Source organism: Pseudomonas sp. AP3_22 TE3818 (assembly GCF_053628995.1).
In genome coordinates this window covers 2746779-2761041 of sequence record NZ_JBRJHL010000001.1, presented here as the reverse complement: position 1 = coordinate 2761041, position 14263 = coordinate 2746779, and the positions used below count along the sequence as shown (strand labels likewise).

Annotated in this window: 9 protein-coding genes; 7 read left to right on the top strand and 2 right to left on the bottom strand. The window is 58.9% G+C overall.

The features are described 5' to 3' along the window. The first annotated feature begins 65 nt into the window (after positions 1-65). From AB7M25_RS12545 to AB7M25_RS12515, 7 genes are all read left to right on the top strand, one after another. Positions 66-2963 (top strand): ATP-binding protein, encoded by a 2898-nt coding sequence (locus tag AB7M25_RS12545; RefSeq protein WP_454238350.1) that lies wholly within the window; start codon positions 66-68, stop codon positions 2961-2963. Between the two features lie 114 nt (positions 2964-3077). Beyond that, positions 3078-3293, top strand: a complete 216-nt coding sequence (locus AB7M25_RS12540) for a hypothetical protein (RefSeq protein ID WP_429384746.1) — start codon at positions 3078-3080, stop codon at positions 3291-3293. A gap of 118 nt (positions 3294-3411) precedes the next feature. Then, positions 3412-4929 carry an efflux transporter outer membrane subunit gene (locus tag AB7M25_RS12535; RefSeq protein ID WP_454237385.1) on the top strand — a complete coding sequence of 506 codons (1518 nt, stop codon included), beginning with the start codon at positions 3412-3414 and terminating at the stop codon, positions 4927-4929. 30 nt (positions 4930-4959) lie between these two features. Next, on the top strand, positions 4960-6072 hold the full coding sequence (locus tag AB7M25_RS12530; protein WP_429560706.1) for an efflux RND transporter periplasmic adaptor subunit: 1113 nt from the start codon (positions 4960-4962) through the stop codon (positions 6070-6072). Continuing rightward, on the top strand, positions 6069-9164 hold the full coding sequence (locus AB7M25_RS12525) for an efflux RND transporter permease subunit (RefSeq protein ID WP_454237384.1): 3096 nt from the start codon (positions 6069-6071) through the stop codon (positions 9162-9164). Before AB7M25_RS12530 ends, AB7M25_RS12525 begins: the two co-directional genes overlap by 4 nt. Positions 9165-9365: 201 nt before the next feature. Next, positions 9366-10301 carry a hypothetical protein gene (locus AB7M25_RS12520; RefSeq protein WP_454237383.1) on the top strand — a complete coding sequence of 312 codons (936 nt, stop codon included), beginning with the start codon at positions 9366-9368 and terminating at the stop codon, positions 10299-10301. Positions 10302-10876: 575 nt separating this feature from the next. Further along, positions 10877-11716 carry a 5'-nucleotidase, lipoprotein e(P4) family gene (locus tag AB7M25_RS12515; protein ID WP_008002486.1) on the top strand — a complete coding sequence of 280 codons (840 nt, stop codon included), beginning with the start codon at positions 10877-10879 and terminating at the stop codon, positions 11714-11716. 506 nt (positions 11717-12222) lie between these two features. Here AB7M25_RS12515 and AB7M25_RS12510 read toward each other — a convergent pair. Both AB7M25_RS12510 and AB7M25_RS12505 read right to left on the bottom strand, forming a co-directional pair. Beyond that, on the bottom strand, positions 12223-13413 hold the full coding sequence (locus AB7M25_RS12510; protein ID WP_429384757.1) for an MFS transporter: 1191 nt from the start codon (positions 13411-13413) through the stop codon (positions 12223-12225). A gap of 95 nt (positions 13414-13508) precedes the next feature. Beyond that, entirely contained in the window at positions 13509-13862 is a 354-nt protein-coding gene (locus AB7M25_RS12505) for a YfeK family protein (RefSeq protein ID WP_429384891.1), read from the bottom strand. Positions 13863-14263 lie beyond the last annotated feature (401 nt).

The window sequence follows — 14263 nt, the reverse complement described above, 5'->3', positions numbered from 1 at the left end:
AGGTCGAAGACGACCGATCCCGTGCGAATTTTCAGCACCCTGTTTTAAGTTTTCAGGAATTACCCGTGGCGCGTCCGCAGTCCCATCCGACCCCCGCTCTGCTGGGCTTCGGCGAGTTTGAACTCGACGAGGCCAACGCTTGCCTGTTGCGTAATGGGCAAGCGGTGGCATTGGCGCCGACCCCTTTCTTATTGTTATGTGTGCTCGCCCGGCAGCCGGGGTCGTTGGTATCCAAAGACGCTTTGCTGGATGCCGTGTGGGGGCATCGATTTGTCAGTGATTCAGTCCTGAAAACGGCCATCAGCGATCTGCGCAAGGTGTTGGGCGATGACCCCAAGCACCCTCGTTTTATCGCGACGGTGTCGCGGCGCGGCTATCGCTTTCTCTCCGTGTCGTCCTCTGCTTCTTCGATGCCACCTGCTGACACGGCCGTTTTGGCAGCCACCTCACCTACGTTGCCGTCATTCATCGGTCGCATTGCCGAGATCGCCAGGCTGCAACGGGCCTGGGAGCGGGCCGGTGGCGGCCTGCGGGCCGTGGTCTTGCTTGCTGGAGAGCCGGGGATCGGCAAGACCACGTTGATCGAACATTTCCTCGCCGGCCTTGGCGGCATCGCTTGCGCACGCGGTCACTGCATGGAGCACTTCGGCACCGGCGAACCGTACCTGCCGGTACTGGAGGCGTTGGCCGATCTGTGCCGCAGCGACCCGACCCTGCCAGCGTTGTTGCGCGAAGTAGCACCCACCTGGCTGTTGCAATTGCCGTGGCTGAGTAGCACGCAGGAACGAGACACATTGCGGCGCGAGCTGGCCGGCGTCGGCCCGGAACGCATGCTGAGGGAATTTGGTGAATTGTTGGACCGCTTCACAGAGCTGCGCCCGCTGTTGCTGGTAACCGAAGATCTGCACTGGAGCGACCGGGCGACGGTTCAGTTGATTAACTACATGGCGCGACGCCGTGGCCCCGCACGGCTCATGTGGCTATCAAGCTTCCGTCTTGCCGAAGTGGTGGCTCTCGAACATCCACTCAGCTCATTACGTCACGAACTGCGTCTGCAACGCTTGTGCGAGGAAGTGGTACTCGACCCGTTTTCCGAAACCGAGGTCGCCGACTATGTGGCGCTGCGTTCAGCCTCACTGGCATGCGATGAAGCCTTCGTGCGCGCCCTGCACGAACGGACCGACGGCGTACCGTTGTTCGTTTCCTCAATCATCACTGAAGTGATGGATGTAAAAGAGGACGAAACCACCATCGAAGCTCGGCTGGCGGATCTGGCGGTTCCCGAGAACCTGGCGGCCATCATCGATCACTACATTGCCAAGTTGGCTCCCGAGCAACGAACACTTCTCTGCGCGGCTGCGGTGTGCGGGTCCGATTTCCGGATTGAGACGGTTTCGCTCGCCCTCGAGCGCAATCTCTCTTCGGTGATCGGTGCCTGTGAGGAACTGATGCGTGAGCAGGTATGGCTCACACAATCGCGGACACCCGATGTTGACGAAGCGGTAGAGCTGCCTTACTCGTTCCGCCATGCCCTTTTCCGTCAGGTGCTGTACGAACGCACACCGCGTTCGTTGCGCGTCGATCTCCATCGCCAGGTTGGCACTGCCCTCGAACGCGAGCGCTCGACCGGTGTGCCGGTTGCGGCCTCGGAACTGGCGATGCACTTCGACCGTGCTCGGCTGCCGATGATCGCGCTGCGCTATTACGCCGAGGCGGCAGAAGCCGCGCTACTGCACTTCAGCCCGGACTTGTGCATCGGCCTCACTGAGCGCGCCTTGGCCCTACTTATGCAGGCCCCCGAAGGAGCGGAACGCGATACGCTCGAAATTACCTTGGCCACGTTGCAGGGGGTTTCGGCTTTCCACATGTTTGGTGTCGGCAGCAAGGCCAAGGGCGCTTTCGAGCGGGGTTACACCCTGCTAGTGGAAGTCCCCGAGCACCCCATGCGCGGTCGCCTTTTGCACGGATTCGGCTATCTACTCGGTCTACGCGGCGACTATTTGCAGGCGTTGGAAGTGGCAGAGCGTGCTGAAGCTCTCTCCCTTAACGCAAACGACCAAGAGCTCATGCTGGCGGCATGCATCGTTCAGGGCGAGGTGCATCACCTCCAGGGCCGCACGAAAATGACACGCAGCGGGTTAGAGCGCGCCCTCGCGATCGCCGAGCCGCTGGGCATAGGGACAAACGAGATCTTTGCGGCAGATCCCCAGGTCATGCTGCACGGTATGCTGGCCATCGAGCTGGTTCGGTCTGGTCTGATTGAGCAAGGGCGAACCCATATGCAGCAGGCACGAACCCGCGCGCATACGCTTCGACAACCTATGACATGGCTGGTCGCTACCTGGCAGGAGGTGTTGATCGAGGTACGACTGGGAAACTCTGTGCGGGTGGCAGCGCTGGCTGATGACATGCAGAAGCTCGTCGATGAATATTCGCTCGCGCTTGGGCGCACGGCTTGCCGCTGGTGGCGCGGCTGGGCCGACGCGCGCAACGGTGCCCCCCACGACGGCTACCGTCACATCCGTGAGGCCTACGAGGAACACACTGGACTCGGTATGCGCTCCGGTGCCAGCGAGGTACTCGGCTACGCCGCCGAGGCGCTGCTACTGACAGGCGATTACGACGCAGCGCACGTTGAATTGCAGGAAGCCCTCCGGGTGGGAGAGGAATTGGGCGAACGCGTATACCTGCCGCAGCTGTTGCTGTTGGAGGCCGCGATCGCTCGAGCTCAGGATCGGTCGGATGCCAGTAACGCGGCGGTACGGGCTGCGATTGAAGAGGCACGCGACCAGGAAGCATTGTGGCTGGAGCTGCTCGCGCTGATTGAATTATGCGAGTACCACGACGCCGTACCCGCGGATCGCCAAGCATTGGTGATGCTGATTGATCAGTTACCCGAAACGCATGCAACCGAACAGGTCAAACGTGCACGCTCGCTGATTGAGGCTGCTAATCGGGCTTGAAGTGACGGTTGTGGGAGCGCAGGTCATCCGACCGAAGTCTGACCTTTTGCTTACGACTCGAACCAGGGGGACGGCTTACGCTGGCATCGAACCTTCTAGAACCCCAGGTCTGCGATGAGCCTTAACCCTGAATCCAAATACCCGAGCCGCCGCGCATACGTCGTCAAGCTGCGCAGTGATGCCGGACCGGAGGCCCTGATGGGCCGACTCGAAAACCTGGTCACCGGACGTCAGCGCGAGTTCTCGTGCGCCGAAGAGTTGCTGGAGTCGATTGGCGAGGATCTGGCGACAGCAGCCGGTGAGCAGGCGATAGAAAGCGATGGTGAATGATCCTTTCCAGCATCGACAGACAAAGCGCATGGCGACCGAATGCTGACGGTTCGCTGACGACTTTGCGCACGCAGCCCCCTACGCTGACGCCACCTCGAACTACACGAGTCCATTTCTAATGCCGCGACTTTCCACCCTCCATCCGCTGCCCCGCCATGCGGATGGGACATCCTTGCAACGCACCAAGTGCCCAACCGCGTTCGCCCTGGCGGCAGCCTTGGCCACTTCGATCGCCATCGCCCTTTCCGGCTGCTCCACACCGGTTGTCAAGCCCTCGGTCGACTTGCCGAGTAACTTCACCGCGAGTACGGCGTCCGAGATGGAGCCCGAGGCGGCGTGGTGGGAGGTCTATCACGACCCATTGCTGACGGACCTGGTCCGTCGAGCCGCGCGGGAGAACCGCGACGTCAAGATTGCCGCCGAACGGTTGCGTGCCGCGCGTGCTGGAGAAACGGTCAGCCAGTCCTGGCTACTTCCAAGCGTCGGTGCGTCGGTCTCCGGCAGTGACCGCAGCACCGGCTTCAATTCGGCCATAAAACAGGGGTATCCGGATATCAAGACCGCCAGTGCGGGCTTGGACGTCTCGTGGGAACTCGACCTGAGTGGCCGCCTTAGAGCCGGCGCGGCGGCGGCTGACGCCGATGCGCTAGCCGCGGAACACAGCATGCGGGGAGTACGCCTGCTGGTGATAAGCGATGTCGTCAGCAACTATTTCACACTGGTCGGCGCGCAACGCCAGGTTGCAACGCTACGAGCAATCTCGGCGATGCAGGATGAAACGCTGCGCTTGGTTACCGCACGTCAACAGGTGGGGCTGGCATCCGCCTTCGACGTCGAACGCGCCCAAACCGACGCCTTGTCGGCGCGGGCGCAGATTCCGCCGCTGGAGACCCAAGTGGCGGTGGCCCGCCACCGAATCGCGGTGTTGATCGCCGACCAGTCTTTCAACAGCACCAACATTCAGCCCGCGAGCGGCGATATGACTGATGTGCCTGAGGCCAAGCCCGGGCAGCCGGCCGAATTACTGCAACGCCGACCTGACGTGCTGGCGTTGATGGCTCAACTCGACGCTGCCAATGCACGTCGTCAGCAAGCGAAAGCTGAGTGGTTCCCGCAACTCTTTCTCGGTGCGTCCTTTGGCCGCCAGGGTCTGAACCTGAACGGAGCCGATCTTGGTGCTGCGCGCTTCACCAATGTCGCGGGTCTGCTGGCAATGCCGCTCTTCAACGCCGGACGCACGCAAGCAATCAACGATGCGGCCGAAAGCGCTCAACAAGAGGCAGTACTACGCGCCGAAGACGGCATCGTGCGTGCACTTGAGGATGTGGAAAACGCCTTGGTCACGCTTGCGCAGGAGCGCCGCCGTTCCGGGTCGCTGCAATTGGCCGCCGCTTCCGCAGAGACGGCGCAAAGTCGCGCCCAGTCGCTCTACAACCGCGGGCAGATCGACCTGTTGCCCCTGCTGGATTCGCAGCGCGCGCGCCTGGCGGCACGCCTGAGTTCCAACGAAAGCAACACCCGCCTGCTGCTTGATAGCGTGCAGCTTTACAAGGCACTGGGCGGGGGCTGGCAGGTGTTCGAACACCCCTCCAACCCAACCGCATCCGCCAAAGCCGAACGGCCACCACTTTCCTAAGAATCTGTCGTTTTCCAAAGAGGAACCGTCTTGAAGAATTCCCTTACTGCGGCCGGCGCCTTGGCCGTAGCGGTCATGCTGTCCGCGTGTAGCCCCGACCAGCCCTCTGTGCAGGCACCACGACCGGTGCGCACCGTTGCAATCAGCTACGACAATGCCCGCGACATCAGTCGCTATGTGGGCACCGTACAGTCGCGACATGAGGTCGACCAGGCCTTCCGCGTGGGTGGCAAGGTAGACCAGCGCAAGGTCGACGTAGGCCAGTTTGTGCGTGAAGGCGACATCCTGGCTGTGCTGGATGATAGCGACTACCGCCTCGCTGAAGAAACGTCGCGACAACAGTGGTCGGTTGCCGTCGAGCAGACTCGCCAAGCCGACTCGGACAATCAGCGCCTGTCCGCGCTGAAGGCTGACGGCTCGGTCAGTGCGGCCGATGCCGAGCGCGCGCATACCAATGCCCAGACCGCGCATGCGACCGCCGAGGCCGAAGCGCGAAAGCTCGAACTCGCGCGCAACCGGCTCAAGTACACCGTGCTGCGCGCCTCGCGCAGCGGCGTCGTCACGGCTGTGCGCTTTGAGGCAGGGCAGGTCGTGCCGGAGGGTCAACCGGTTGTCTCGATCGCGAACCCGGGCGAATCCGAGATCGTCATCGACGTGCCCGAGGATCAACTGGCGGTCTTCAAGGAAGCGCGCTTCAAGGCCTCGCTGGCCAGTGCGCCGAACGAGATTTTCGATGTCACGCTGCGCGAGCTGTCGCCACAGGCGGCAGCGCAGACACGCACCTATCGCGCGCGGCTCAAGCCGTTACAGGCACTGCCGCTGGGCGCCACCGCCACGGTGATGGCCGAGCGAGTGATGACCAGTGTGTCTGTGGCGGCAGTGCCAGCCACGGCATTGACACAGAACGGCGGTCAGCCGGCGCTGTGGGTGGTCACGCCCACGGGCAAGGACCCCTTAGGCATCGTCGATCTGGAGCGTGTGGCAGTTTGGGGTTACCGCAACGACCAGGTGCTCGTCTCCGGGCCGCAGGCTGGCGCGTTGATCGTCACCGCCGGTGTCCAGAAGATGACGTCCGGACTGAAGGTCGCGCTTCCCGGCGCGGCGATTGTTGACGCGAATACCACGCAGCAGGCCACTCGATGAACAATTTCAACCTCACCGACTGGGCGCTGCGCCATCGCGCCATCGTTCTGTTCATGCTCCTCATTGTCGCGGTGGCCGGTGCCTTCAGCTTCACCCGGCTCGGCCAGCTCGAGGATCCGAACTTTTCCGTGCCTTCCATGACCGCCATGGTCATCTGGCCGGGCGCCACTGCCCAGCAGTTGCAGGACCAGGTCCTCAACCGTATGGAGAAGAAATTCGAGCAGATCGACAACTTCGAGAAGGTTGTCACCTACGCGCGGCAAGGCTATGCCGGCATGACGCTCACCGTGCGCGGCGGCACTTCCAAGGCTGACCAGCGCGAAGCCTGGTACCAGGCGCGCAAGAAACTCAACGACCTGAGCCTCGAGATGCCCGACGGCGTGATCGGCCCGATCCTCAACGACGAGTACGGCGACGTGTATGGCCTGATGTACGCGGTCAAGGGCGACGGTGTCGGCCACGCCGACCTGTCGGACGCGGCCGAGGACATCAAGCGCCAGATGCTGAAGGTGCCGATGGTCAAAAAGATCGATCTCATCGGCAAGCAGGCCAAGCGTGTCTACGTCGAGTTCTCACACGAACGCCTGGCAGCGCTGGGCATTACACCGCTGGCCATCGCCGAAAGCCTCAAGAGCCAGAACGCGATGTTGCCCGCAGGCCAGATCGACACCCGAGGCGACCGCGTCATGGTGCGCGTGAGCGGCCAATTCGCCAGCGAGGAGGCTATCCGCAATGTGCCCATCTCCGCGGGCAGCCGGCTGATCAAGCTCGGCGACATCGCAACCGTTACACGTGGCTTCGAGGATCCGCCGACCTACACGGTACGCCACAACGGCCAGCCAGTTCTGATGCTCGGCATCACAATGACCAGCGACGGCAACATCGTGGACCTTGGCAAGGCGATGGACATGGCAGTCGCCAAGATCCAGTCGGAACTTCCGCATGGCGTGGAACTGGAACTCGTGGCCGACCAGCCCACCACGGTGAAGGACGCAATCCTGGACTTCGGGCGTGCGCTGGCCGAGGCGCTAATCATCGTGATTGCGGTGAGCCTGGCCAGTCTGGGCTGGCGCGCAGGCCTCGTGGTCGCGGCCACAGTGCCGCTGGTGCTGGGCGGCGTGGCGCTGGTGATGTTGGCGATGGGCTGGAACCTCGAGCGCATCTCCCTCGGCTCACTGATTATCGCGTTGGGACTACTGGTGGATGACGCCATCATCGCCATCGAGATGATGGTGGCGAAGATGGAAACCGGCATGGATCGCGTGAAGGCCGCCGCCTTCTCCTATCAGTCCACCGCCATGCCGCGCCTGACGGGCGCGCTGATCACGGTCGTGGGCTTCCTGCCGATCGGCCTCTCGAAGTCCACCACCGGCGAGTACGCGGGGGGCATTTTCTGGATCGTCGGCGCCGCGGTGCTGTTCTCGTGGATCTGTTCCGGCATCTTCACACCGTACCTGGCGGTCAAGATGCTGCCCAACGACTTGGGCACGCACCAGCACGCTGATCCGCACGACACCAGGTTTTACCGCAACCTGCGCCGCCTGATCGACGCCGCCATCGAGCGCCGCTGGGTGGTCATCGGTGCGACGGTGGGTGCTCTGGTGCTCGCTCTGGCCTGTATCAAGCTGGTGCCGCAGCAATTCTTCCCCAACAGTTCGCGTCCTGAACTGGTCATTGACCTGCGTGTCAAGGAAGGCTCCTCGTTCGCCGCGACGACCCAGCAGGTCAAACATATGGAGGAGATCCTGGCGAAAGACGAGGACGTGCGTTTCTATACCGCCTACACCGGCGCTGGCGCACCGCGCTTCTATCTCTCGCTCAACCCCGAGCTGCCCAATCCGGGTTTTGCCCAGTTCGTTGTGATGACCAAAAATCTGGAGGCACGCGAGCGAGTACGTGCGCGGCTGGTGGCCTCGGCTGACCAACAATTCCCGCAGGCGTGGGTGCGCGTGACCCGGCTCGAGTTGGGGCCGCCTGTCGGCTACCCGGTGCAGTTCCGCGTCGTAGGCCCCGATACCCAGGTGGTGCGCAAGATCGCCCGCGACGTAGAGAAGGTAGTGGCGTCCAATCCGAAGGTGCGCGACCTCCAGCTCGACTGGAATGACCCGGTGCGAACACTGAAAGTGGAGCTTGATCAGGAGAAGGCGAGCACGCTTGGCCTCACGCCGGCCGACGTGTCGCTGGCGACCCAGACCGTGATGAACGGCGCAACCCTGTCGCAGCTGCGTGAGCGCGAGGACCTGATCGACATCGTGGCCCGTGCCGTGCCAGAGGAACGCTTGAACCTCGACACACTGAAAAACATCAACCTTTACACACGCCAGGGCACAGTGGTGCCGCTGTCGCAAGTCGCCCAGGTGCGCGCTGAACTGGAAGAGCCAGTACTGTGGCGCCGTAACCGCGACATGGCGATCACTGTGCGTGCCGACGTGAAGGATGGAGAGCAAGGTGTATCGGTGACGCAGGAAATCCAGCCGTTGCTCAAGGACATTGAAGCCAAGCTGCCGACCGGTTACCGCATCGATCCAGGCGGAGCGGTTGAGGAAAGTGACAAGGCCAACAAGGCGCTGCTCGCGGTGGCTCCGTTGATGCTGATCACCATCCTGCTGTTACTCATGCTGCAACTGCAGAACTTTTCCCGCATGTGGATGGTGATGCTGACCGCACCGCTGGGCTTGATCGGTGTGGTGCCGGCTCTGCTTGTGTTTCAATCGCCGCTAGGCTTCGTCGCGATCCTGGGCATTATCGCTCTGGGTGGCATGATTATGCGAAACGCGGTGATTCTGATCGATCAAATACAAATCGAGATCGCTGAGGGCCGCGACCCCTGGAATGCTGTGCTGGATGCCGCCATTCACCGAGCGCGTCCGGTGATGCTGACGGCGCTGGCCACCGTCCTCGCAATGGTCCCGCTCACGCGAAGTGTGTTCTGGGGGCCGATGGCGATTGCGATTATGGGGGGGCTTACCGTGGCGACACTGCTAACGATTTTCTTCGTCCCGGCATTGTACGCCGCATGGTTCAAGGTACGTCGCGGCGTAACGGCTGACGCCCAGCGGGTGATGGCAGACACCTCCCTGGTTCCTGAGTAGCAAGGCGCCGGAAATGCACGAGCCCTTGCCGCTGGAGGTCGCTCGTGCAATTTCCGCCGGTAAGGAACGATCCGACCTCTGTGGCTCTGTTTCGTGCATTCATCATCAATCTGAGCTTCGTCGAACAGGCCCCATCTCATTTTTTACCCAGTCGCGCGCCTGGCTTTGCCTGGTGCGCGTCTTCATGGAACAACCAACACCATGTGGAAAATTCTAGGGGTAACCCTGATTGCCTTGGTCGCCGCGGCCTGTACTGCGTTGGGGATTTTCTTGACCCAGTTCGAACCCGCTATCCAATCTGCCGTCGAGAACGAAGGTGGGCTGGCCACCCAAACTTCAGTGCTCGTGGGCAGTGTCCAATTCTCGCCTTTTACAGGTGCTGGCACGCTAGATGGGCTTACCGTAGGCAACCCAAATAATTTCTCATCGCCTTATGCTGTCGTGGTGAACCGTATCGCCCTGCAAGTGGAACGTAGCTCCCTTTTCGGCAGTGGCCCCATCGTCGTAGAAGCCGCGACCTTGATTGCCCCGCAGATCACTTACCAGGCACAAAATCCGACAGCCAAGAGTAACCTGGAGACCATCAAGCAGAATGCCCGGTTTTACTCCGGCACACCGGCCGCTATTCGGGCGGGAAACTCCATGCGCAAGGTCATCATTCGCGACCTGACCATAATGGGGGGGTCGATTTCACTGAACATCCCGTTATCCGCAGACAGGCTTACCGTACCGCTTCCTCCGCTGTATCTCTCCAACATCGGCGTGACCACCGACGGTGCCACCCTGCCCGAAATCATTCGCGCCGTATCCGAGGAACTGGCGGATACGGCCAAACAGGTAGTCGTCCAGGCTATAGTCCAGAAGATCAAATCCGTTGTTGAGCGGTTGCCCCCGCCTCAACGTGCACTACCAAAGTTGCCAGTGCCGCCGCCTTTGCCTCAGCCATCTCTCTCATCCGCGCTCTCAAGTGCGAAACCGGTACTACCCCCGCCAGATCTTCCTGGCAAAAAAAACCTGCCATCTCCTCCTGAACCACCTATCAGTAGTCGTCTGCCGACCTTACCCGAACCGCCACGGATCAAATCACCTCCACCTCCACCCGGTATTTTGCCTTTTCCGCCGCCGCCTGGGTTTTAGAGCTCTATGGGGTGAAATTGCACGCCACTTGAGCCTCTGTTTGCATTTGACTTGACCGGCAGCTATGGGTCCAGGCCGTGTGAAAACGCCAGTGTTTGTCTAACCTTTTGATCGTCTAGATCGTATTGGGGGCGATCATGAAGCGATTCATTGAAGGTGAGGCTCGGACGCATGTCACGTTGCCTTTCAGACCTTTGCGACAGGCAGCAACCGGCCCAGGCTGTGTGAAAACGCATGCACCGTTTTGAAGTCTGCGTTGCTACGTAAAATCTGCCAGCGTTTGGTTAGTCAGCAAGACCTGAAATTTGCGTAGGAACGCGACTTTCGTTCCGATTCTGACTGTCAAACTTGCTCTAAAACGTTTTCACACAGCCTCGGTCAGAAGCGGTCACTCGCAGGTCAACTGAAATGGGTGGCGACTCGGCTCATTGTGACTTTATTACAGAATAATGACAAGAATTACGCCCGATTAATCTAGAAATGCGACACCGGCGTTGAGCTCAAACGCGGGCTGATATAGAACACCTTGGCAGCATTTTCCGAAGTGGTTCAATACGCGTTCCAAGGGCTCGAATATGAAAATAAAAACAAACAAAAACCTGCTCTCCCCCTTACTCCTCTCTCTAATGATGCTTCACGGTGCTCCCACCTTTGCCGAGGAAGTCGCCAACCCGCCTTCAAATCTTTTAACGGCAGCCGTCGCCTGGAAGCAAACAGCCGCCGAGTTTGAAGCGCTTTATTATCAAGGGTTCAACGTAGCAAGAATGCAACTGGATCGAGCCCTCCAGGCTCACAAAGCGGGTGACCGACCTTTAGCTATCATCAGCGATGTCGACGATACAGTGCTCAGTAGCAACAGCTATTGGGGCTATATGATCAATGCCAACAAAGAGTTTTTCGACGATGCAGCATGGGATAGATGGGTGGCTGACAATGGCCCGGTTGCCACGCCTGGCGCGGTGGATTTCTTGAGCTATGCACAATCGAAGGGGGTGGAGGTTTTTTACGTGACCAGCCGTGACCAAGGCGAAAAAACCTTTGAATACGCGTTGGCGAATCTTCGGAAAAACAATCTTCCATTTGCCGATGATAAACACCTGACGGTTTATCGCGACAGCTCCAACAAGGAACCACGCCAATCAGAGATCGCCAAGGATTACGATGTGGTGGTGATGCTGGGTGACAACCTCAACGACTTTAAGCGCAAGTATTACGTCGCTGACGTTAAACAACGTAATAGCCTTATGACTGAAGACAAGGAGCAGTTTGGCCGCAAGTTCATCATCTTTCCGAACCCTACCGATGGCCACTGGCTCAAAGCCATTTTTGGCGATTCAGAACCACCGGCCACACCGGAAAACCGTGCGAAGTTCAAGGCAGCTGCCAGCACTACAGCTTGGCAGCTTAAGCAATAACAAGGCTGGGTGGCAGCAGGTTTTAGGGGGTGGCAACCATCGTTCCCCCCTGAAGCCTTTCAGACCACGATGGGATTGCTCATTTCACTCTGGTCGTAGCCGCCCCGAACGTCCCAATAGAACCTGATAGTTTTTGCGCCTCATGAATCCTGTCTCGACCTCTGCCATGCCGACATTGGAGAAGTAAATCACTCTCGGCGTTGTAGGCATCTTTGAACGTTGAAAAAAGGACTACCAAGAAGCGACTGTCCCTGGTTCACTCAATGACGATTTCAGACAGGCAGCTTTGAGTGGCTGTGTGTCCGTCGGGGGAGGCAGAAAACGGCCAATTTCAGCCATAGCTGACCGCCAGCCATGGGTTGATAGCCCCCCTTCGTGACAGGCCACAATCGGCCAGAAGCAGTCTTTCACCGCCAGGGAGAATGCATTTATATCCGGAACATCGGGTAATACCTGTAACCGTAAGCTGTTCATTCAGGATCATTTGTTTTGCTCTTTGTTTGTGCTTACTGTTTCTTGAATAACAGCAAGAACAGAGCTGTTGTGGAAAGCAGTGCACCAGTGAAGAAAGTGCTGTCTGACCCAATGCTTTGCCAAAGCCAGCCTGCAAGAACGCTGGCAATCAGCATGCATATACCACTGACAAGGTTGAAAATGCCGAAGGCCGTGCCCTTCATTTCCGTGGGAGCTTGATCAGCTACCAGCGAGGCAAGAATGCCTTGGCTAAATCCCATATGAAGCCCCCACAAGACAACACCCAACATCATAGTTATGACAGAACTGGACTGAGCGAGTACCAGATCCGCCATGACAAGCAACCCCATACCCAAGCAGAGCAGTTTGGTGCGACGGATGCGGTCAGATAGCCAGCCGGCAGGATAAGCAGACAGCGTATAAAAAAGCGCCATTACCACCATCACCAGCGGAGTCCAGGTAATCGACAGGCCTATCTGTTGTGCTCGTAATACCAGGAACGCCTCGCTGAAACGAGCAAGCGTAAACACCCCTCCAATCATGACCACCCACCAATACCCAGAGGAGAAGTCGTGAAGGACTCCCCAATGTATTGGAGATCGAAATTTGTGTTCGCTCGGGAGGTGTGTGGGTTCTTTTACGCCTGTGACAATGAGAACCACCGCCACAGCTGCCGGAATAACTGCAAACCACAGGACAAGCTGTATATCTGCGAGCCATAACATGAGCACGATGGCCAGAGCAGGTCCAAGAACAGCCCCTACGGTATCCATCGACTGCCGCAGTCCAAAGCAGGCACCACGGATTTCTGGTGGCGACACATCTGCGATCAGAGCATCTCGTGGTGCCCCACGAATGCCTTTGCCAATTCGATCCAGAAAGCGTGCGGTAAAGACCACTTCAACGGAGTGAGCCAGAGGAAAAAGTGGTTTGGTCAGAGCAGCTAAACCATATCCTAGCAACAGCAATCCTTTGCGCCGCCCCATAAAGTCGCTGATAGCACCGGAAAATATCTTGACGAGCATGGCGGTCGACTCGGCAATACCCTCGATTACTCCGACGGCCAATGCACTCGCACTCAATGTCGTGACCAAAAACACAGGCAGTAAACTGTGTACCAGCTCGGATGATAGATCCATAAATAAGCTGACAAAGCCAAGAGCCCAAATCGTGCGCGGAATACGAAAACGCTCAGCTCTGGTGTTTGAACTTCCGCTACTCATATTTTCATCCTGTACTCATCGGCATCAAGGAGAGACTGAGAAAACGGTTTAGTCGTGCTCGCAGGCGAACCAAGTTCACGCCAGAGTGGCAAAAATCAATGAAGCTGCCGTTGCCTCTGTAGTTCCCTCTTCAGCCAGGTGCGTGCCGGTTGTGCGCCTTCTGGACATCGCACCTCATAGGCTCGGCCACTCATACTGCTTCTAGTGGCAGCAAGATCGATGAAATCTTCTGCGCTGTTCACCATATTCTTGCCTTCGAGATAATTCAGCTTCTTCTCCAGATGCGCCCGAGCCCGGGGACCGGAGAATTCGTCCCCGTTACGCACAAACTGACATTCACTATGCTCGACGAAGTCCAGCAAGCCCTTTATCTCTTGAGTGGCTTGAGGTGTGGCTTGAGCCTGCACATTGGTTACGATTGCGATAAGGCTGATACTCGTTGCCATCATGAACTGGCTGAAGGGCCTAGCCGCCGCTCCTATCCACATAAACATGATTCATCCTCGTGCTGAAAGTGGAATTGAACGTCCGTAAAATCAGTTCGAGCCCGAACCTGCTCCAGAATGAATCGTCCATACCCTGCAGCCCCGATGATAGTCCTTGAGTTGTACTGCCTGTAAACGTCTAATGAAATCGAAGGGCACCTTGCTATCGTTATCCTGGGTGGGTGAGTGACCTCGCGCACGCGTTGCACGTTGGAAGCGTTGAAAGCCACGCCGAAGAGCTCACCACTGACGTGGCACTTGCTTCATAACGGTTGTGCGACTTATCGGGAAGACACGCACATTGATCGCGCCCTCACCGACATTCAATAGGCTGCCAGCGAATGATGACGTCCTTGGTCTCATCG